Genomic DNA, 20,363 nt, shown 5'->3' with positions numbered 1-20,363 from the left:
GAGACCGCCCCCGTTAGTCTTTGGATTCCTCCACGGATTGATCGTCCGCTGCCGCCTCGGGCGGAGCCTCACCGGAGCCAGCAGCCTGATCGGGACCGTCATCCGGCTGAGCCGAAGACGGTTCGATTCCCCGTTCCTGCTGCTCCTCGGCGGACCGTTCAGCCGGCGCGTGCTCGGAGGCCGGCTCACCGGACGTCTCCTGCGCAGGAGCCGCCTCGGCTTTCGCCTTCATCTCCTCGGGCATCACGTCAGCCATGGAACCACCGGCTTGAGTCGAATGCTTGGTGAGGTAATTGTCGAACTCAGCTCGCTCTCGCTTCTTGTAGTACGCCACAACCGACAGGACTACCTTGTGCTGATTGCGGTCGAATTCGATTACCTGCAGCGGGATCTCCTCGGCTTCCCTGAAGACGCCCGTGGGATCGGTCAGTTCCTGCGTGGCCAGCTGGCTGGCCGGAACAAACCCCTCGACGCCATCACCCAGATCAACCACTACTCCGCGGTCGAGCACTTTGACGATGGTGCCGAGCGATTCGGTGCCCACGGCCAGTTTCCTTGCCAGTTCCGGCCACGGATCCTCGGTCAGTTGCTTGAAGCCGAGTGAAATGCGACGGTTGTCATGGTCGATCTTGATGACCCGGACCTCCACCGTATCCCCCTTCTTCATCACCTCGGAAGGGTGCTGAACGCGCCGCGTCCAGGACATGTCCGAAATGTGCACCAGACCGTCGATCCCCTCCTCAAGCTCCACGAAGGCGCCAAACGCGGTAAGGTTGCGCACCTTGCCCGTGACCACCGTGTTAATCGGATACCGGTGCTCGATGGTCAGCCACGGATCGGGCTCCATCTGCTTGATTCCCAGAGAAATCTTCTCGTTCTCCTTGTCCACGGAAAGCACGATGGCGTCAACCTGATCGTTAACGTTCATGATCTTGGAAGGGTGCTTGATGTGCTGAGTCCACGACATCTCAGAGATGTGAATCAGCCCCTCGATGCCTTTTTCCAGCTCCACGAACGCCCCGTAGTCGGTTATCGAAACGACCCGGCCGGTAACTTTCCTGCCGATCGGGAATTTCTCTTCGATGTTCTCCCACGGGTACGGCGTCATCTGCTTGAGGCCAAGTGAAATACGGGACGTTTTCTCATCGAAATCGAGAACCTTGACGTCAATCTTGTGGCCAAGCGAAACCATTTCCGAGGGATGGCGGATCCGGCCCCACGACATATCGGTGATGTGCAAGAGCCCGTCCACCCCGCCCATATCGATGAAAACGCCGAAGTCGGTGATATTCTTGACCGTCCCCTGACGAATCTGGCCGACCTCGATCTCGCCCAGCAGATGCGACCGCATCCGATCGCGCTCCTCCTCGAGCACGATGCGGCGCGAAACGACAATGTTACGGCGGCTTTTGTTCAGCTTGATGATCTTAACCGTCATCGTCTGCGCGATGAGGGCGTCGAAATCCGGCACCTGACGAAGTGAAATCTGCGAGCCCGGCAGAAAGGCGTCAACGCCCATGATGTCGACCACCACACCTCCCTTTATCCGGCGCGACACCCGGCCGTCAATCGTCCCCCCGGCGTCGTGCACGTCGCGAATCCTGTCCCAGACGCGCATGAAGTCGGCCTTCTGCTTGGACAAAATAAGCTGGCCGTGCGAATTCTCGATCTGCTCCAGGAACACCTCGATGGTGTCACCGACCGCGATGTTGACCGGCAGAGGAAACTCGCTGATCGGGATAATCCCCTCGGACTTGAAACCGACGTCTACGATGACGTCGTCCAGCGAAACGCCAAGCACGCGGCCTTTTACGATCTCGCCTTCCTTGATGTCCTTGATGGTCGAATCATACATCTCAACCATCGCGTCGTAGTCAGCCTTGTCGTAAACGACGCCGGAAACGTCAGTGATCTTGACCGCCCGTATCTCCGGCTGGACCTCGGGCGTTTGCGCCACCTGCACGACGCGGTCGCGAGCTCGCTGGACTACCCGCTCACGACGCACCGTCATTACCATGTCTTGCAGTTCCGACTCCTGCGGCTTGATGGCCTCAGGCTCCACTGCCTTGACTGCCCCCTTGGTAATCTTGGTCTTGACCTTGACGGTCTTCCTACTGCCGGTCGCCTTCCGCCGGGATGTCCTGGCAGGGCCGGCGGTGCTCTTTGTTCTTTTGGCTGTAGCCATGTACGAAAAAAAGAACCTCCTTCGAAACCCGGAAGCTTTGGATTTTTCCCTGCGGGAAAGCTGCCGGGGACCTCGCCTTCAAAACGATTCCGTTATGAGGAGAGCCACACAGTATAACGAATATCCCAAATTTGCCAAGCGGTTTTTCCCGGAAATTGCGCACTATCCACACTTTCGGCCAGTGCGCTCAATTACTTGAGATGCTCGACCCCGTCCTTCAGACGCCGTATCCGCTCCATGACCATGCCGGTAATCTTGATATAAGCTTGTTTCCCGGCGGGAAGTTCCCCGTAGTCGTCGGGCAGGATGGGCTCGCCAAACGTCACCGACAGGCGCTGCCGCCCCAGAAAGCAGTCCAACAGCCGGTTCGAACCCTGAACATGGGCCACCACAATGGGGCAGCGCACCCGGGCCGCGATCAACCCCACCCCCGCTCTCGGCGGCAGCAGGTCGCCGGTCATCGAGCGCGTGCCTTCAGGGAACATGACCAGACCACGCCCCTGGCCCAGGACACGTATCGAGGTATCGAGCGCCCGACGGTCAACCGACCCGCGACGCGCCGGCAAAGCGTTGACGCGTCGAAGCACCGCGCCGAACAACGCGTTGTCAAAAAGTTCTTTCTTGGCAAAGAAATACAGTTCCCGCCTTACCGACGCCCCCAGAAACGGCGGGTCATAAAACGAGATGTGGTTCGAAGCCAGGATGAAAGCACCTCGGTCGGGTATGTGCTCGGTGCCCGTGATTCTGACCCGGAACAACACGCTCATAATCAAGCGCGACAGGCACCAGCCAATGGCATAAAGAATCTTGACCTTCACTTCAGTACGGCCTTGAACAGGACGAGGACCTGCTCAACCTGTTGATCGATCGTCTGATTCGAGGTGTCTACTATGTGAGCGTCCCTGGCCCTGGTCAACGGCGAGTGCTGCCGCTGCGAATCGTAGGCATCCCGCCGCTCGATATCGGCAATCTGCTCCTCGATAGTCGCCGCCACACCCATTCCTGCAAGATCTATCAGGCGTCGCTGCGCTCGCTCGCGGATAGAGGCATCCAGGTAAACTTTCAGGTGCGCGTCCGGAAAGACCACCGTCGTGGTGTCACGGCCCTCAGCCACTATCGAACCGTCCCTGCCCAGCTCCCGCTGCTTGACTACCATTGCCTCGCGCACCCCCCGGTGGGCCGACACTTCCGAGACGTGCCGGGTCACCTCGGCGCTGCGTATCCGGGTCGTGACGTCTTCGCCATTGACCAGGACCCTGTTCACGTCCTCGTGGGTTTCGAATTCAATGGCGAGCTTCTGCGCCAGCGCGGTCAGCCGGGTGGCATCAGACGGAAAGACACCGTGTTTTAACGCAAACCACGTCAGGGCCCGGTACATGGCTCCCGTGTCCAGATACCGGTAGCCGAGCCGGGCCGCGACCAGCCTGGCCGTGGTGGACTTGCCCGATCCAGCCGGGCCGTCGATGGCGATGATCTTGCCCTTGAATTTCGTAAGGTTGTACCGTGACGCAGCCATGTGACCGAATTTAGGCGGCATTCGACCCGAGTGCAACCCGAATTCGCACGGCGGCCGCCCCCCGCCGCTCAGGAAGCCGCCGAGTCACACCCGGGCACCCGGGTCATTCAAGTACGGCTGACCATAAATTAAGCTGGCCCGCGGGGATCCGCGGGCCAGCCGGCAATAAGAGTACTGGAGGAAGAGTATATCAGTAGAAATCCAGAGATAGCGACCGAAACCGATCGCCCAGATCAATTTCTATCTTCCGCTTCAACGTATCGAAGCCGTCGTTGACAAAAAATCCGCTGTCTTCTTTCAGACCAATTCGTTTCAGGAGATTCCGGTGCTCAGCCCCGGAGACCCGAAGCCCAACGTCTCGCGGCACCCGCAACCGCAGCTTCGATTCGTCACCCTTGACCGTGACGCTCACGAACGGCAGCAGGTCGCCGATCTTGAGGTATATTTCGGCATCGTCGGCCTCGAGACGCAAATCGCGCAGCGGTGTCGTTGACAGGTTCATGTGTATATCCGAATGGTCGCCGGAACACTCCAGCGACAGCGGCACGTGATCGGAAAATGACAAGTACCAGTCGTCGGGGTCATCCGATTCCACCTGTACAAGGCCGCTGAAGAACCGTCCCGACCGGCTGTCGAACACGACCTCCGCCTGATCACCTTTAAGCGAATAGCTGATCTTGGGCTTGCGCGTGAACTCCCGAAATCGACCGTAGACCATGTTATCTCCGGCATCACGAATCGTCAGGTCCCCACTGCCGAGGTGCAGCACGGCCCGAAGGCTCTCGGCCGACGGATCGGCCTCCTGAGTGTATGTTGTCTGCGAGAAGAAACTGGCTTCGCTGCTTTCGGCTCCCTCCAACGCCACGAAGGCTGCTCCGCCAACCAGGGCTACCGTGGTGAGATATGAAATGAACTCCATCCGGGAGCCGGTAAAGATCTTCTCAATGCCGACCGCTATGAGGAAAAGCGGGAAGTATATTATGAAATCCCACCAGAAGTTGTATTCGAGAACGTCAAAATTGCGCAACAAAACAAGCGTGCCGATAAGAATCAGCAGCATGCCCCATCGAAAGCGTGCCGGTGTCATACCGATCCCATCCCGTTATGACTGTTCATATTGTGGCCGTTTACGTGCTGACTTTCCGTCCCTTCATTGCGCTTGCTGCTCCTGAGGAAAATGAGCCCCAGTCCGGCAAGGATTAACAGGACAGCCCACATCTCACCAAAATCGAACCAGTACCAGAACTCACGAAGGAGCAGGGCGGCACCGATGGCGATCAGGATCACCCCCGGAAGGTACTTATGCCAGGATGAATAGTGCCGTTCACCAGATACCGGTTCCCCAACCGGACGCTTCGGCATCACGATCCAGGCGACCATATAGGCCAGAAATCCGACACCGTGTGCGAAGAAAAGGATAACCGCGATGATCCTTACAAGCACCGGGTCGACCTCGAAGTAATCGCCGAAACCACCGCAGACCCCGGCGAACACCTTCTGAGTTGTCGAGCGGTAAAGCCTTTTACTCACGGGGACTCCTCCTACTCTCCAGTACGGATCTCTGGTATAGGTATACGGAAGGCCGGTGCCAAAGATTCACTGCTTTGCGGCCAATCTGCAGGGGGCACCTACTGCTTTCTCAGCCTTTCGAGATACCGGCGAGCCAGGTCACGGCTGGGCGAGGTGGTGTCAACGGCTATGCTGTCCAGTATTGCGGCCGCCCTGGCCGTCTCACTGCTGTCCGGGCTCAGGATTGCCACCCGGTAACAGGCCTCGAGCAGTCCCGCCTCGATCCGTGCCTGAGAATCGCGGTCCATGGTCGTCCTCTCGACAAGGGCCGATTTCAACCCGGCACGCTCAACGATAGACTTGTCAGGCTGCGAAGGGGCCCGAAATAAGGCCATCAGGGAATCTCGCCTCTGCCGCCAGACGCCAAGGTCACCGGCCCCGCGCGGCTCCAGATCCGCGAGTTCCGGCACAACTGCCTGGGGCTGAAAAAACTCCTCCTCGGACTCTTTTTTGACATCACTCTTGTAATCCCGGGACTCAAGTGACTCACCCGCAAGGTGATCTTCCTCACCCTTCTTTCCGCCCTGAACATACACAGTCTCAGCGGGCGGCTGCACGCTGACCGGCGCCGGTTCCTCTTTTCTGCCACGCGTGCCCGAACTTGCCGCCGGCTTCTCCCGGCGATCTGCCGCGTCCGGCAACTCGGTCGGCTTTGCCGGCGTCGGTATGAATTCCTCCTGAATGGCACCAGAGGGCTCCTCAACCTCCGCTTCCTTCACTTCCGGGACCGATTCCTCCCCGGCCGCCGGTTGTTGCGGCGCCCGGACAGCCGGCACCATCGTTTCGTCCCTCACAATGTCCGACTGGCGCAGACCGATGGCCGCCAGAATGGCCACCGACGCCACCGCTGTCGCCCATTTCCAGCCTGGCCCCCGGCCGCGCCCGGCCGGCTGCACATCTGTCACCTCGGTAGCGGCAATGCCGATACGCTCCTCGATCTTGCGAGCCGACTGCTCCCAGTATCCGTTCCCGCCCAGCTGGCTGTGCCGGTCGACCAGCCCGTCCAACTCTTTCAATCTGGCCAGCAATTGCTGGCACTTCTGACATGCCTTGAGATGTTCTTCTACTGCTGCCTGCTCCATCGGCGGCAGGCCGTGGTCCAGGTAGGCTGAAATCCGATCCTCAAAATACTCGTGATTCATAGGTTCTCCGTTCGTGCCGGTATCCCCGACCTGAACGATTCTACAGCCAATCCCGCAGCGCGGCCATCAGGTACCTCCGCGCCCGGTACAGTCGAGAATCCACTGTCCCGGGCGGAATCTTCAGGAAGCTGGCAATCTCGTTGTAATCCATACCCTCGAAGTGCCGCAAAACGAACACCGAGCGGTATTCCACCGGCATCAACTTCAGCGCCCGATAAAACCGCTTCTGTCCCTCCTTGTCCAGCAGCTTCTCCAGCGGGCCCAACTCCGCCGAGCGCGGATCAAACCCTTTGCCGGTCAGCTTGTCCAGCGACTCCTTCTTCTGCTCCCGGTGGATTTGATTGATCGCAAGATTGCGCGCGATAGTGGCCAGCCACGGGTAGAAATCGTGCTCCGTACGAAAGGTCCCGATGGCACCCCAGGCTTTCACAAACGCCTCCTGAACAAGGTCCTCAGTCTGGTCGAATGACCCGGTCAGTCCGTACACGAACCGAAACAGCCGCTTCTGGTAGCGCCGGATGAGGGGGCCAAACGCCTTGTTGTCACCGTTCTGGACGGCCTCGATCAGCTTGCGATCGCTGACCGCGTTATCTACCTCAGCTACTCCCAAAGCGGCCATTTCTTCCCGTCGAGCTTGCCCTTTTTGCCGGCTATCCGGCCGACTCCATCAGCTTCAGAACCAGCGCCTCCAGCGCCATTCGCGGTTTCATGCTCTGGCGGCGCATCATGGCGTCACAGGCCGCAATCTCCGTCAGGAAGTATTCCAGTTGACGGTTGTCGAACCTTGACGCCTGCTGCCGGAACTTCCCCGCCAGGAAGCGGACATTCGGCGGCAGCGGTTTGTCGTTCCTGACAAGATACAGGGACAAAAAATGCTGACCGACGAAAAAAAGAATCCCCGTGGGCGAACTGCCGTCCGCGATCAGAGTCTGCACCTGTCTGAGCACACGCCGTCTGTCCCCGTTGATAATCTCGTCGGCCAGCGTGAAAATCGAATACACTTGAAACCCGGCCGAAACCGCTCGAATATCCTCAGCCGTCACCGTCCGGCCCTGTCCCACGTAGTCGACGAGCTTGCCGGTCTCGGTCTCAACCGCACCGCGATTGCCACCCACGAGTTCGGTCAGCAAGGTCAGAGCATCAGGCTCAATCTCCAGGCCGTGCCCGGCCAGCTTTCGGCTGATCATGCCCGCCGTCTCCCGCGCCGTCATCTTGGTGAATTCCACCGTCACCGCCGCCGAGGCGAGCCTGTTCTTGGCCGCTGAATTCTTCCTTGGCGTCCTGGCTGACGGCGAACTGAACACGACAATCCGGTTCGGGTCGGGCGGATCGAGAATCTTCAGGATACGATCTATTTCGGAGGCGTTGTAACTCTGGATATCGGAGACCGCTATCACCTGACGCTCGCCGAGCATGGGATACGCCGACAGCTCCGCGAGAATATCGACGCACTTTGTTCGCCGTCCGTCCATTCTCCGGTAGTTCGTCGGTATCTGGCGCTCCGGCAGAAACTGATGGGCCACAAACTTCTCCGCCTCCACAATCCGGTAGTCTTCCGTACCATAGAAGTAGTACAGGGGCTCGAATTTTCCCGAGGAAACAGCGTCCGATAGAGCTTTAGGGGTTAAAGATCGCCTTTCGCGAGTCATGGCAGTAGTATACCACGACATTGGAAAACAGGTCAATCGAAAAGCGGATCGACGGCGGGATTCTCGGAACGAGGCACCCAGTCAAGTGAAAACCGATACTTCTCACGGTATCTGAAGGCTCGTTCAATCAGAGGGGCAAACTGATCGGGAGAATGTTTGCGCCCGTTCACCTGGTCGATAACCGACTGATTGTTGCCGAAAATCTGAAAAGTCTGATTGGAGAAGTACTTCTGGTTGGAGTCTATGAACTCCAGCAGGGCCAGCAGGGAGGCCAGACCAGAATGGTTCTTGTCCACCGCCGCAAAGGGGGCTTTGAATCTGATCCCCATGTCCGGTATGTGGAAGGTCACCACCGCGGACTTGCCGTCGGCAGCCGTTTCAGGCAGATCGAAGGTCCCGAAGAAGCACTGCATACCGGTACTCGGAGCAACCCCTGTGCCCCCCGGATCTGCCCGCGTCAGGAAACCTCAGCCCTTGTCTTTCAACAGGTTAACAGAAGGCCACCGCTCCCGGCGACCGGCACCCTGCACTATCATTCACATTTCACTGGTATGGATATGCCTAACGGACCGCCCTCAGGCCGGCAGGAACCGCCTAAGCTGAGGACGCCGGACCTCGTTTTCAGTTGACGTCGCCATACAACCGCTCAGCGTAGCGGTCGGTCATGCCCGCGATATAATCAGCGATAACCGTCTCGGCCTGTTCCGTGAGCAGCATCTCCTGGAACCGGGCCGGCATCAGCGTCGGGTCCGCCTTGAAACTGTTGAACAGCGTTACCACCACCTGCCTGGCGCGCTCGGACTTCGCCATGAGCTGAGGATGACAGTACAGGCGGGACCGTAGAAAGGCCTTGAGTCCGTCCACCGACGCCGCCATGGCCTCGGAATAGGCGCATACTCTGCTCGGAGCCGATCGCAAGGTCTTCATGTCGACGACACCGAGAGCGTCAATCCGCCGTTGCGTCTCGTCAAGCACGTCTCTGGCCTTGCGATCAACCAGCCAGCGCACGAGCCGGTAGCGTGTCTGGTCGTTTTCACCGCCGGACGTGCCTTCCTCGTGACCGAACAACTCGTCCCGTTGCTCTCCCCAGATGGCCAGATCACGGATATCATCCAGCCGTATCAGACCCGACCTCAGCCCATCATCAATGTCGTGGGCGTTGTAGGCAACCTCGTCGGCGATATCGACCAGCGAGGCTTCCAGGGTCGGCCACTCGCCGGAGTCAAAGTCCGGATGGGTGATCGCCCGGGTGGTCTCGTGCTTGACTATTCCCTCCCGCACCTCGTAGGAGAGGTTCAGCCCCGGGTGTTCGGGATAGCGCTGTTCCAGGATATCCACGACCCGAAGCGACTGCCGATTATGGTTGAACCCGTCACGGTCCGTCAGCAACTCGTCAAGCACATCTTCTCCGGAATGCCCGAAAGGGGTGTGCCCGACGTCGTGCACGAGAGCCACCGCTTCGGTGAGGTCTTCGTTGAGGCGCAGGTTTCTGGCCAGCGTTCGGCTGATCTGCGCCACTTCAATCGTATGGGTCAGGCGCGTCCGAAAATGATCGCCTTCGTGGGCGAGAAAAACCTGCGTCTTGTATTCCATGCGCCGGAAAGCGGTCGAATGCACGATGCGGTCGCGATCTCGCTGGTACACCGTCCTGAGCGGATGATCGTGCTGCGGAAAGCCACGCCCCCTCGTCTCGGCCGAAAAGGCCGCGAAGGGCGCCAGCGTCTGCCGCTCACGCTGTTCGATGTCAACGCGGCTGATCAAACCCGTCTCCCCGCAAGCGCGACTGCTTCGAACCGAACGTGAGCGCAACGGTGTGGGAGAACCCCAGCACCGGATGCACCGAAGTTGCGTAAGATATCCATATCCTTTTCACGAACAATTCCAGACCCGCACCGTACGTCAGCGGCGCCGTCGACACCCCCCAGAATATCGTCGACCCGCCCGATAAACGAAGTCGCTGGGCAAGCGCAAACTGCGGTTTCTCTGTATCCTGGAAGGCGGCTCGCCCCGTCACGGAAAACGACGCTTTGCCGACAAACTCGCCATAGAGCGAATAGTTCGGTCTCCGGGCGACCGACCCCTCGTAGAGCTTCGGGCTGGTGAGATTGTCACCGACCGCACAGACAAACCATCTCCCGCCACGGTAGGACGCACCGGCACCGATCGTGGCAGCCCGTAACTGGCCGTATCCCCCGCTGATGTCAACCATCATACCCGAAACCGACAACCCCACCGAGACGGAATCCCTCCGTACCGCCAGCGACCACTTTAACGTACGTTCGGCGTACAGGTCTCTCTGGCCGAACTGCATCAATCCCAGGCTCGTGGTGAGCGCTCGCCACCGGTACGCCGCCGCGATGAAGGCACGGTCAAGATCGCTCAGGTCGAACTTCCGGCTCGCCCCCATCTGAACCTGCCACTCGCCCGGCACCATGCTGCCCGTCGGGACGCTCACCAGTACCGAGGCCGAGGATTCGGAAAGCATAATCGAACTCCCCATCCCCGGGCCGTCGGAGGTCATGAATTCAAACGCCCCGGCCGGCGACAAAAGGCAGAGTGCCGAGAAGAACGTCAGCCCGATGATGCCTGCGGTCTTCATCGCGCTATCACCACCGTCTTCTTACTCGACTCCACGCCGCCGGCGTCAAAATACAGAATGTAGATCCCGATCGGCAGGCGGTTGCCCGAGTCGGCGCGCCCGTCCCACGTGTACTCCACCCGCACCTCCCAGGGACCGGCCTTGTCCATGAACGTTTTTACCACGCGGCCGTCGCTGTCATATACCTTCATCGTATAGTCAGCGGCGGGGGGAGCGATGATCGTGATTACCGTGACGTCCTGCCATCCGTCGCCGTCGGGAGAGAAAATCCGGGGATACACGTCCACCTGCAACCCGGTCGCGCTGGGCGGAACAAAGACGTCGTTACGCTCCCCCGGGCTGCCGCCCGTCACCGATGAACGACCCCACTGGCTTTCGACGACACCGCCTTCACTTAGGCTCCACGTATAGTTGCTGTCAAACGTGGCGACGTACGCAAATCGGTCCGCTTCTATGCCGAACGGGTCGACCAGCCGCACGACATCGCCCTGCTGATCGTTCAACTTCGCCCAGCCCAGCGGCTCACAAAGCAACCCGTCGAGCGGCCCGTAGAACCGTTCGAACGCCGCCGCGTCTTCGGCCAGGACCACGTAATCGCCCGGGCCTGCAACCAGCGGCGGGCCGCACATGGCGTGCAACCCCAGCTCATCACCAAGCATCCATTCGGATATATCCAGAGTGCTGTCACTGCGATTGTACACCTCTACCCATTCGGACGTCAACGGATCCTTCGGGTCGGCCAGAAACTCGTTGAGAACGACCGGCGGATAAGCCGTGCCCGGGGCGAAGAAATCCCGGTGGTTGTTTGCAGGCCGATCGTCGTCGTCCACCGACGCACCCAGGTGCACGTAGTACCCGGGCACCGCCACGCCCGTCTGCAGGATCGTGGTGAACCCCGTATCCACCGGCGGTACCGGCAGCACCACCACGACGCTGTCGCGGTTCTCCGAATCGGCGGGATCAACATAATACACGGTCACGTTGCTGCCGGTCACGGTGTTGAGCCCGACGTTGCTCACGATAAAAGTCAGCAACGCACCATCGTCGGAGGCCTCGACCGCGACACTCCCCAGCGAAAGGTCCAGCGGCAGCGGCGTGACCGAATTCACCTGCCCCGGCGTGGCTCCGCGTGGATCCGTCGATTGCGCCAAGTCGCCGGATTCCGGAAGTATCCGTTCCCAGGACACGCCATCGGCCCCGCTCTCAGTCCAGAGCAGCTCGGATTCCGGGTTGCTCAGACGAAAAAGCCGGATCAGGCCGCCGTCATTGGTCAACCCGAAGGTGCGCTGGATGATCGTGTACGGGACGTCCGCCGGGTTGTCCACCCATTCCTGGACAAAAGCGAGCGAGTCCCGGCAGATCACGGCGTAGGTTTTCGGAAGCATGGCGCCGCCGCCGGCAAAGTTCAGCGTGTCGGCACCGATCTGCGCCTGAAAGAAGTCAAGGTTGACCAGACCGTCCGAGTCGTTAAACAACTCAAACCATTCCAGATTCACGTTGCCGCCCGGCTCGTTGACCATCGCCTCGTTTACTACTACCGACGATTCGACCGTCAGGCCGCTCGCAATCAGCAACAGCAGACTTCCCAGGGCTATGGCGTTTCCCGTCTTCAAAACAGCGCTACCAACTCCACCGAGATGACCGGGCGGTGCGTCTGCGCAGCCGTTCGACTGTAAGTATGGCCGAACTTGGCGGTCAGCCGAACGCGTTCGTGCAACTCCTGCTCATTCTGCAAAAACACGTACCAGTACTGAATTCCGTCCCCGTTCAACCGGGCCAGGTCCGACCAGAGCACAACGCGGCCGCCGGCCTGAGTCTCCAGCCTGACATAGACAAAGAGTGACACGTTACTCGCGCGCCTGTCACTCGCGTTAAGAGCAATATAACTTCTCACCGATACCTGACCAGAAGTAAATCGAGCCTGCGCCCGCAGGCGCTGATCGACCCGCTCTTGCCGATTTATCCCGACCCCCGTCTCCTTTCTGAGAGTAAGGTAAGTAAGCTCAGCAGAGAGAGCGGACGACAGGTGTCTGACCAGTGCCGCCGAGACCTGAGTCGTGGATGCCGCTCCCCGGCTCATCCCGTGCAGCAGAGAACTAGTGAACTGGACGTCTTCGCCCAGCAGGGCCGACGTCCGAATGAGGGCGCCCCGCTGCCCCGACCGCCTCGTCGAGTAAGCAAACGCCAGCTCGTCCATCTCCACCGCTCGACGCACGTTGGCTGCTTTGCTCCCTCCCGTGAGATCAGCGTAGTCACGCCCGTAGACCCAGCCGGCGTAGCGCAACTCGGCCCGGGCAAACCGGTGCCGTCCCTCCATGACAACGGCGGCGGCTTCGCCAAAATCGCCGGACTGCCCCACCACTTCCAGAATGCCGTAACCCTGCGTGTAACGGTACTCCGAATTGACCGCGAGTTTCCGATCCGTCCCGGCGGCGCCGTCCGTCCGACGTTCCAGCCGGCTGATGCCGAAGACGGCACCGGGTCTGAAACGTCCCCGCTGCCGCGCTACCATGCCGCCCCCGGTCGTCAGGCTGTGGGTCGCACCCCGGTTGCTCGAACCGAGGGCGCAGAATTGCACTTCGTTCGTGCCGCCACGGACAATCAGACCGTTGAATCCACCGTAATCCGGAAAAAGAAACGACTCGGTGCCGAGCCGGGGTGAATTGGAAAGCAGTTTGCCGCGGTAACCGTACACTGTTCCCAGGCCGAGACGCTGCGTAAAACTGCCCAGCGTCACGTTGCGAATGAACCCGCGACGAGCCCGGTAGCTGATTGCCCGCCCGACAAACCGCTCTCGCCCGGAGAACTCCCGATGTACCTTGAAACTCACGCTCAGGCGCTCGCCGAATCGCAGCCGACCTGACAGCCGATAGCAATTCGCATCGTCGTTCTGCAGTTGTTGCAGGAAGCGGTAGCGGAGCTCTCCCGCGACCGCCGCCGGCTCCGGGCCGGCCCGAAACGGAGCCTGCTGCTCAGCTTCAAGAGGCGTCACCAGCGATCCCCGTGTCGGGGCGAAGTAAGACAGGTTCGGAACCTGATCGTAGAGGAACCGGGTAGTGGAATCAATGCCCTGCAATGCAATTTCCTGCAGGCGCCCGAACTCCTCGTAATCTATTTCGCCCAGAAAGAGCGCCTCGCGCAATTCGTCCTCAGACGGAAAGACCGTCGTGGACAAACCCTGCGACAGGGACACCTCCGCGCAAAGCACGACACCTATCATGCAGACGGATAAGAATGTGACTCTGATAGCCCCCCAGCCCCCTTCCTTGCTCAGTGCAGGTTATACTTGTTGAGCTTGCGATACAGCGTTCGCTCTCCGATGCCCAGCTTACGGGCCGTCTCCTTGCGATTACCACCGGTTTCCGCGAGGACCTGCTCGATCATCGCCTTTTCCATGTCTTCCATCGTCGAGGAAGGTTGCGCCGCCCGCCCGACTTCCTGCCCGGCCGCCGACGATTCACTCGGAATGTTCGCGGTAATAAGGTCGCGCAGCAGCCTGATTTCGCTGCCCAGCGACAGGATGGCCCGGTAAATCAGCTCCTGACCGGCTTCCTGGACTGTCCGCCCGGTTGACACCGGCAGGTGCGTGGCGGTGGCGTGCTGTTCTGAGATGAAGCGCTCTACGTCTGCTTCCTCAACCAGACCGCCCGGTTTGAGCGCCGTCATCCGGTCGGTGAAGTTGCGCAACTGGCGGACATTGCCCGGCCAGTCGTAGCGCGTCAGGAGATCCAGGGCCGAGTCCGAGTAGTCCGGCCGACCGCTGTCCCGCAGAAAATGCTGCAGCAGCGGCTGAATGTCCTCCTTGCGCTCCAGGAGCGACGGCACCACGATCTTCACGGCCCCGACCCGGAAATACAGATCCTCTCGAAATTGTCTCTCGGCGATGGCCTCGCTCAGGTCGCGGTTCGTCGCCGCCACCACACGAACGTCGGCCCGCTGCGGGGTCGACGAGCCTACCGGGTAGTAGGTGCCGTCCTCGAGCACCCGCAGCAGCTTGACCTGCGTGTCCGGTTTTGTCTCGCCGATTTCATCCAGGAAGATCGTCCCGCCCTCGGCCTTGTGAAACAACCCTTCACGCTTGGCCACCGAACCGGTGAAAGCCCCCCGCTCGTGTCCGAACAGTTCCGACTCGAGCACGCCCTCGGCCAGCGCGCCGCAATTGAAAGTCACAAACGGATGGCCCGTCCGGGATGAATCCTCGTGCAACGCGCGCGCCACCAACTCCTTGCCCGATCCGGACGGCCCCACGATCAGCACCGAGACGTCGGTAGGCGCAATCCTCTCGATGATCTCACCGATCGCCTTCATGGATGCCGATCGCCCGATAATTCCGTACCGGCTGAGCCGCTCCTTGTCGGCAAGGATCTGGCGGATCTTTTTCTCGATTCCGTCCTGCCCGAGTTGAACGGACAGCTCGCCGTCGATGCGGCTGCCCGCCTCCCAGCTCACCGATTCAGCATGCATGACCTCCCATATTTCGGTCAGGCCGTTCTGCCGTCGAATCCGCGTGGCTACCGGCTGCGTAACGGTGATCTCAGACGTGTCAACGAGAATCAGGTCGACGCGGCTCTCTTTTACGACGCGATAAAGCTCCGCCAGCCCCCCGACGACTTGCCCCATCTCCTTCCACGCAACGCCGTGTTCTCCCGCCCGCTTTGAATCCGTCAGAATGACTACCCGCTTGATCATAGCGTCTCTTCTCTTCCGGGCCCCGTGCAACTGCGAAGTCCGGACCCCGCTCACCGCACGCGGCGGCGCTTTCGGACCTTCGCTTTTCTCGTCGCCGTCGCCGGAGGCTTGCTTTCCGGCCGGGCGACCTCCAGGTCGATTTCGCTGCGTTCCGTATCGACTTTGACGACGCGGACACGGACGGCGTCACCGAGGCGAAAACTGCGCCCGGTGCGTCGGCCGATTATGCGGTACTGTTTCTCGTCATACTGGTAATAGTCATCGTCGATCAGCGACATCCGCACCATTCCTTCAGCGCCCATGTCGTCCAGACGAACGAAGAACCCGTACGGCGTGGTGCCCGAAATGACGCCGGCGTACTCTTCTCCGAGGTGCCGCGCCATGTATGCCACCTGCTTCACTCTCACCGCCTGCCGCTCGGCGGCCTCGGCGTTACGCTCCGTCTCGGAACACTGCCGCCCGACGTGATCGATTACCGTGCCCACCCGACGGCCGAAGGCCACCGGATAGCGATCCCGTTTCAGCTTACGAAGGAGGCGGTGCACGAGCAGGTCCGGGTAACGGCGGATCGGGGAAGTGAAATGCGTGTAGTGCGAAAAGGCCAGCCCGAAATGCCCGATATTCTTGCGCTGGTAAACGGCCTTCTTCATGGACCGAAGCATCAACTCGTTAATGAAATCCCCCTCCGGAGCATCCTTGACCTTCTCCAGGAACCTCGCGAACTGGACCGGCCTGATCGTCTTGGACACCGGAAACTGGTGCCCGAGCCGGCGCATCATGTCCGAAAAGGCCTGGACCTTCTCCAGGTCCGGCCGGTCGTGAACACGGTAGAGAAACGGCTGGGCCTTCCGGAACACTTCCAGGGCTACAACCCGGTTGGCGGCCAGCATGAATTCTTCAACAAGTCGATGTGACTCCAGGCGCACGCGATTGCCCAACTCGATGACCTGCCCTTTTTCGTTCAGAATGATCTTCGCCTCCGGAAGGTCGAAATCCAGCGAACCTTCAGCCGACCGATTCCCGGCCAGCAAACGGGCCAGCTTACGCGCCGTTCTGAGGCTGTCAGCCACGCGCTTGATGCGTTTCGTGGCAACGTCGCTGTCGAAAAACTCCTGAACCTCGTCGTACGACAACCTGGCCCTGGACCGGATGACCGTGTCCGCGAGCCGCCACTCGCGCACCTTTCCCTTGTGGTCGAAGTCGATGAAAACCGAATACGCCAGCCTCCGCCGGTTCGGTTTTAACGAACATACGTCGTTGGACAGTACCTCCGGCAGCATCGGAACGACCATCCCCGGCAGGTAAACCGAATTGCCCCGCTCAAAGCCTTCGGTATCCAGCGTTGTGCCTTCTTTCACGTAGAACGACACGTCCGCTATGTGCACGCCCAGCCGATAGCCGGTCGCCGTCCGTTCCACCGATACGGCGTCGTCATGATCCCGGGCGTCGGCCGGGTCGATCGTATAGACACATTCCGCGGTCAAATCAAGCCTTCGCGCTTCTTCCTCGCTCGTGTCGACGGCCGCGGCGCGCTCGGCCTGCCTGAGCACCTCAGGCGAGAATTTCTCCGGCAGGTTGTAACTCCTGATGACCGCAAGCATGTCCACACCGGGTTGGTCCGGGTAACCCAGCCGCTCGGTTACTTTACCTTGTGGGTTCAGGTACGAATCTTCCCACTCCGTCAGGACCGCCACCACCTTCTCCCCGTCCCTGGCGCCCAGGCTGTCGTCCGGGTGAATATAGATGTCGCGATGAATCCGCGGGTTGTCCGGCTTGAGGTAGAGATACCCGCGCCCGTGGTGAAACAGACCCACGATATTGCGCTGCACCCGCTCCATCACTTTGATCACCGTACCGGCCTGGCGGCCGACCGGCCGGCCGGTAAGACGCACCATCACGCTGTCCCCATCCAGGGCCGTCTGCAGTTCCGTCTTCGGGATCAGGATATCTTGTTCGTCCCCTTCTCTTTCGACGAAGCCCGTCCCGGATCGGTTGACCGAGATTCTTCCGACCACGATGTTCATCTGGTCCGCCAACCCGATGCGGCCCCGTTTCAATCTGACCAGATCTCCCGAATCAACGAGCTTTCCCACCGCCTGCCGGAACCGACCATAATCGGACTGCTCGATGGACAGTGCCCGCGCAAGCTCTTTGACCTTCATGGGATGATCAGACTTGGACTGAATGAACCGCAGTATGCTGTCAGGGTCCTGGCGCATGGATTAATGATAGCCAGATCAAGTGCGCACGTCAAGCGAGTCTGCCAGAATCCAGCCACAATGGCAGAGGAATCTGTCTAACTTGCTTTCAAACAAGACATTATCGTGATCACATACTCCCGTGGCACAGTAAAGCTAAGGACCACCGTCCGCCAGCCCATCAGGCAGCGCCCCGCTCCCGGTATCTGGAGCAGGCTTACAAACCGGCCGGCCGCACCGGCAAAAAAAAGCCCGCCTTTCGGCGGGCTCCGGTATTTACGGTACGGCAGAGGCTAACGGCCGCCATGGGGCATTCGGCGCTCCTGGTCCGTTTTCTTGCGCATCTTCTCGCGTCCTTCCATGTGCCGCTTCTGTCGCAGTTCCTTGAGCTTCGCGACCTGCTCTGCGGTGAGCGTGCTTTCCACCTGTTTTCGGTGCGTGTAGCGCATCTTCTGCATATCGGCGCGCAGACGAGCGAGCTCGTCTATGGCGCGCATCACCTGGGACTCGGCGGCGTCACTCTCACGCATCAAGGCGTGCAGCCCAACCTGTGCTTTCTCTACTAGTGCCTTCTTATCGATGCGTTCAAGCTGAAAACGCGTCTGTAATTCCTTCAACCCTGCCCGCTGCTCATCGGTAATACCTATTTCGTCACCAAGCGCGAGCAGGTGACCGATCCCCGCACCCATGCTTCGGGCACCCGGCCCGGCCTTCTGCAGGCAATGCATCGGTCCGTGCCCGCGTCCGGCTGCTTCGGGAGTCGTCCCGCCGGGCTGTGCCAGGGCAAGCGCCGGCACGGCCAGGGCCAGCACAATCACCAACATTCTCTTCATTGTTCACCAACTCCTTTACTTTGTGTTAGTTGTATATCATTGCCTGTGTCTTCTTCGGCTGCTCTCACGGAGTCCCGGTCGTATCCCCCTGCTTGCGTCGTCTCTGAGTGCGCTCCTCGAACTGTTTGACCTTCTCGAGCAACTCGTACTCAAATCTTTCCTGGAAGATCACGAACTTGGCCGCCTGCACGGCCGTCAGATACCCGCGGCTCTCCCTGAGGAATTCCTGACCCAGTTTCTGCTTCTCCTCGTTTATCTGAATCACCTCGCCGATCAGTCTGTCCAGCTCACGTTGATCAGGGCTTTCTTCCCCCAAGGTGCGCGCCAGACGACCGACTACCTCCTGTCGACGATAGTCGACCTCGCTTATCTCGCGCCGGATTCGGGAAAACGCGCGGATGAATTTTTCCTCCTGGTTTTCCTCGAGATCGAGAAGCTCCAGCAGCTTCAGCAGGCGAAACTGCTCGAGGTGCTGGCGACGCTTACCCATCTCACGTTGGCGTCGCGCCAGCTTTTCCTGGAGGCCGGCCTGCACCTCGCGATCACGTTGGGCCTCGACCTCCTGCGCGAACTGCCACAGCCACTCGGCGGGCGGAGGTGACGGCTCTCCTGGCAGCAGCGTATCCGGAGTCTCCAGTTTACCATCACCCGGCGACGACGGATCGCCGGTCCCGAGTGCTGATGTCCCGCCCACCAGCAGCAGGCCTAACACGACTACAAGCACGCGCACCATCACAGCAATTCTCCCACGTCGAAGTTCTCTTCGAGATATCTCAATTCTTCTTCGCTCAGATCATCAAGAAGCAGTCCGCCTGCCTCGAAATGGCGCTCAGCCACGAAGTCAGAGAGAATCAACTCGAAGACGGAGTTATCAAACCGGTCTACTTCATCCTCGAAAAGGGCCGAAAGCGAGGCCTGCGTCGTTGCACCGGTCGCCTCAAAACCTGCCGCCGTCCCCACGCGCCCTGAACGAGCCATCCATAACCCGATTAGCGACGCGCCGACCACGAGCACGACCGCCGCAGCAGCAGCCACGTAGCGCCGCCGCCCGATCCACGTCTGCGAACGCGACGCCGCCTGTTCAAGTCTTCTTTCAACCTCGCTCACGAACTTGTCTTCATCAAGATCGTCCGGCAGCAACGGCCCGGCATCGACCAGGCGAGTTGCGGCCGAGGCGACGTCCTGGCGGAACCTGAGGCACTCCGGGCATGAACCGAGGTGCTGCAGGACTTCAGCCGGCAAAATCCCCCCGCCCGCATGCAACAGGATCTCGTCCTGGCATTCCCGACAGGTCATCATCGCCAGCCTTTTCTCAGCGCGAAGTCGCGCAGCTTTCGGACCGCTTCCCTGTAATTGGTCTTCACCGTGCCGACTGCCGCACCGGTAACCCTGGCTATCTCGTCGAACGGCATCTGTTGATAAAACCGCAGGTTGAACGCCAGCCGCTGCCGGGGCGGCAACAGCTTCACGAAAGCCAGCACTTCCTCGCGAAGGGACTTCGTCTCCAGTTCCGTCTCCGGATTGCCCTCGGCCGTCAATTCGATCTCGTCCTCGTAAAGGTCTTCAGATCGTCGAACGGCCTTCTGTTTAAGGAAATTCAGGGTCTTTTTCGAGGCGATAGCGAACAACCAGCTTTCGAACTTTCCCTCACCCCGGAACGACCTGAGGTTCTCCCAGGCGGCCACAAATGCATCCTGGGCAAGATCGATGGCGCTTTCTCTATCCTGAGTCATTCTGTATGTCAGTGCCACTACCGGTTTCATCATAGACCTCACGATGCGGGAGAAAGCAGCCTTATCGCCCCCGACCGCCCGCTCTACGAGTTCATTCAGTGCCGCATCACGTAACATCGCCATGATTTAAACTTCTACAAGTATGACAGCCCGGACGGCAAGAGGATTAATGGGATTTGTCGTCTTTTGGTGACGCCCGGACACCGGTACGTCAGCCGGGCCGGGACGCGCCGGCAGCTTGGCGGCCTGT

19 protein-coding genes are annotated in these 20,363 nt (G+C 60.0%); all 19 read right to left on the bottom strand.

The window, feature by feature from the left end; translation table 11 throughout:
- Window positions 1-13: 13 nt before the first annotated feature.
- Entirely contained in the window at window positions 14-2,185 is a 2,172-nt protein-coding gene (gene rpsA / locus VMY05_11260) for a 30S ribosomal protein S1 (GenBank protein ID HUV31652.1), read from the bottom strand.
- A 191-nt stretch (window positions 2,186-2,376) separates the two neighbouring features.
- The gene (locus VMY05_11255) at window positions 2,377-3,003 is read right to left on the bottom strand and encodes a lysophospholipid acyltransferase family protein (GenBank protein HUV31651.1); all 627 of its coding nucleotides are present in this window, start codon (window positions 3,001-3,003) and stop codon (window positions 2,377-2,379) included.
- Window positions 3,000-3,722 carry a (d)CMP kinase gene (cmk, locus tag VMY05_11250; protein ID HUV31650.1) on the bottom strand — a complete coding sequence of 241 codons (723 nt, stop codon included), beginning with the start codon at window positions 3,720-3,722 and terminating at the stop codon, window positions 3,000-3,002. Before cmk ends, VMY05_11255 begins: the two co-directional genes overlap by 4 nt.
- A 169-nt stretch (window positions 3,723-3,891) precedes the next feature.
- Entirely contained in the window at window positions 3,892-4,788 is an 897-nt protein-coding gene (locus VMY05_11245; protein ID HUV31649.1) for a DUF5668 domain-containing protein, read from the bottom strand.
- A complete protein-coding gene (locus tag VMY05_11240) occupies window positions 4,785-5,231 on the bottom strand; it encodes a PspC domain-containing protein (GenBank protein ID HUV31648.1) in 447 nt (148 codons plus the stop codon). Before VMY05_11240 ends, VMY05_11245 begins: the two co-directional genes overlap by 4 nt.
- Window positions 5,232-5,329: 98 nt before the next feature.
- Entirely contained in the window at window positions 5,330-6,412 is a 1,083-nt protein-coding gene (locus VMY05_11235) for a zf-HC2 domain-containing protein (GenBank protein ID HUV31647.1), read from the bottom strand.
- Between the two features lie 40 nt (window positions 6,413-6,452).
- Window positions 6,453-7,022, bottom strand: coding sequence for a sigma-70 family RNA polymerase sigma factor (locus tag VMY05_11230; protein ID HUV31646.1), 570 nt, complete (start codon window positions 7,020-7,022; stop codon window positions 6,453-6,455).
- Window positions 7,023-7,062: 40 nt separating this feature from the next.
- Complete coding sequence (gene holA / locus VMY05_11225; protein HUV31645.1) at window positions 7,063-8,061, bottom strand: DNA polymerase III subunit delta; 999 nt, start codon at window positions 8,059-8,061, stop codon at window positions 7,063-7,065.
- 32 nt (window positions 8,062-8,093) lie between these two features.
- A complete protein-coding gene (locus VMY05_11220) occupies window positions 8,094-8,474 on the bottom strand; it encodes a hypothetical protein (GenBank protein HUV31644.1) in 381 nt (126 codons plus the stop codon).
- A gap of 208 nt (window positions 8,475-8,682) precedes the next feature.
- Window positions 8,683-9,822, bottom strand: coding sequence for a deoxyguanosinetriphosphate triphosphohydrolase (locus VMY05_11215; GenBank protein HUV31643.1), 1,140 nt, complete (start codon window positions 9,820-9,822; stop codon window positions 8,683-8,685).
- Window positions 9,806-10,660, bottom strand: a complete 855-nt coding sequence (locus VMY05_11210) for a hypothetical protein (protein HUV31642.1) — start codon at window positions 10,658-10,660, stop codon at window positions 9,806-9,808. The genes VMY05_11215 and VMY05_11210 overlap by 17 nt, the downstream gene beginning before the upstream one ends.
- Window positions 10,657-12,273: a lamin tail domain-containing protein gene (locus tag VMY05_11205; protein ID HUV31641.1), complete on the bottom strand. Its 1,617-nt coding sequence runs from the start codon at window positions 12,271-12,273 to the stop codon at window positions 10,657-10,659. Before VMY05_11205 ends, VMY05_11210 begins: the two co-directional genes overlap by 4 nt.
- Window positions 12,270-13,868 (bottom strand): hypothetical protein, encoded by a 1,599-nt coding sequence (locus tag VMY05_11200; protein HUV31640.1) that lies wholly within the window; start codon window positions 13,866-13,868, stop codon window positions 12,270-12,272. The genes VMY05_11205 and VMY05_11200 overlap by 4 nt, the downstream gene beginning before the upstream one ends.
- Before the next feature lie 62 nt (window positions 13,869-13,930).
- Entirely contained in the window at window positions 13,931-15,349 is a 1,419-nt protein-coding gene (locus VMY05_11195) for a sigma-54 dependent transcriptional regulator (protein HUV31639.1), read from the bottom strand.
- 50 nt (window positions 15,350-15,399) lie between these two features.
- Window positions 15,400-17,568 (bottom strand): ribonuclease R, encoded by a 2,169-nt coding sequence (rnr, locus tag VMY05_11190; GenBank protein HUV31638.1) that lies wholly within the window; start codon window positions 17,566-17,568, stop codon window positions 15,400-15,402.
- A gap of 272 nt (window positions 17,569-17,840) precedes the next feature.
- Window positions 17,841-18,380 carry a Spy/CpxP family protein refolding chaperone gene (locus VMY05_11185; GenBank protein HUV31637.1) on the bottom strand — a complete coding sequence of 180 codons (540 nt, stop codon included), beginning with the start codon at window positions 18,378-18,380 and terminating at the stop codon, window positions 17,841-17,843.
- Between the two features lie 64 nt (window positions 18,381-18,444).
- Entirely contained in the window at window positions 18,445-19,113 is a 669-nt protein-coding gene (locus VMY05_11180) for a hypothetical protein (GenBank protein ID HUV31636.1), read from the bottom strand.
- Complete coding sequence (locus tag VMY05_11175; protein ID HUV31635.1) at window positions 19,113-19,679, bottom strand: hypothetical protein; 567 nt, start codon at window positions 19,677-19,679, stop codon at window positions 19,113-19,115. The genes VMY05_11180 and VMY05_11175 overlap by 1 nt, the downstream gene beginning before the upstream one ends.
- Window positions 19,676-20,236, bottom strand: a complete 561-nt coding sequence (locus tag VMY05_11170; protein HUV31634.1) for a sigma-70 family RNA polymerase sigma factor — start codon at window positions 20,234-20,236, stop codon at window positions 19,676-19,678. Before VMY05_11170 ends, VMY05_11175 begins: the two co-directional genes overlap by 4 nt.
- Window positions 20,237-20,363 lie beyond the last annotated feature (127 nt).

It is taken from the genome of Acidobacteriota bacterium (assembly GCA_035529075.1).
Lineage (GTDB): Bacteria > Zixibacteria > MSB-5A5 > GN15 > FEB-12 > DATKXK01.
The sequence above is the reverse complement of the archived record's forward strand: the minus strand, read 5'-3'. Positions and strand labels throughout refer to the sequence as shown.

Coding starts and splice junctions, on each gene's coding strand:
- VMY05_11195 (HUV31639.1), bottom strand. CDS start 15,349: ATGATCAAGCGGGTAGTCATTCTGACGGATTCAAAGCGGGCGGGAGAA.
- VMY05_11185 (HUV31637.1), bottom strand. CDS start 18,380: ATGAAGAGAATGTTGGTGATTGTGCTGGCCCTGGCCGTGCCGGCGCTT.
- VMY05_11235 (HUV31647.1), bottom strand. CDS start 6,412: ATGAATCACGAGTATTTTGAGGATCGGATTTCAGCCTACCTGGACCAC.
- holA (HUV31645.1), bottom strand. CDS start 8,061: ATGACTCGCGAAAGGCGATCTTTAACCCCTAAAGCTCTATCGGACGCT.
- VMY05_11180 (HUV31636.1), bottom strand. CDS start 19,113: ATGGTGCGCGTGCTTGTAGTCGTGTTAGGCCTGCTGCTGGTGGGCGGG.
- VMY05_11245 (HUV31649.1), bottom strand. CDS start 4,788: ATGACACCGGCACGCTTTCGATGGGGCATGCTGCTGATTCTTATCGGC.
- VMY05_11220 (HUV31644.1), bottom strand. CDS start 8,474: ATGCAGTGCTTCTTCGGGACCTTCGATCTGCCTGAAACGGCTGCCGAC.
- rnr (HUV31638.1), bottom strand. CDS start 17,568: ATGCGCCAGGACCCTGACAGCATACTGCGGTTCATTCAGTCCAAGTCT.
- VMY05_11175 (HUV31635.1), bottom strand. CDS start 19,679: ATGATGACCTGTCGGGAATGCCAGGACGAGATCCTGTTGCATGCGGGC.
- VMY05_11210 (HUV31642.1), bottom strand. CDS start 10,660: ATGAAGACCGCAGGCATCATCGGGCTGACGTTCTTCTCGGCACTCTGC.
- rpsA (HUV31652.1), bottom strand. CDS start 2,185: ATGGCTACAGCCAAAAGAACAAAGAGCACCGCCGGCCCTGCCAGGACA.
- VMY05_11170 (HUV31634.1), bottom strand. CDS start 20,236: ATGGCGATGTTACGTGATGCGGCACTGAATGAACTCGTAGAGCGGGCG.
- cmk (HUV31650.1), bottom strand. CDS start 3,722: ATGCCGCCTAAATTCGGTCACATGGCTGCGTCACGGTACAACCTTACG.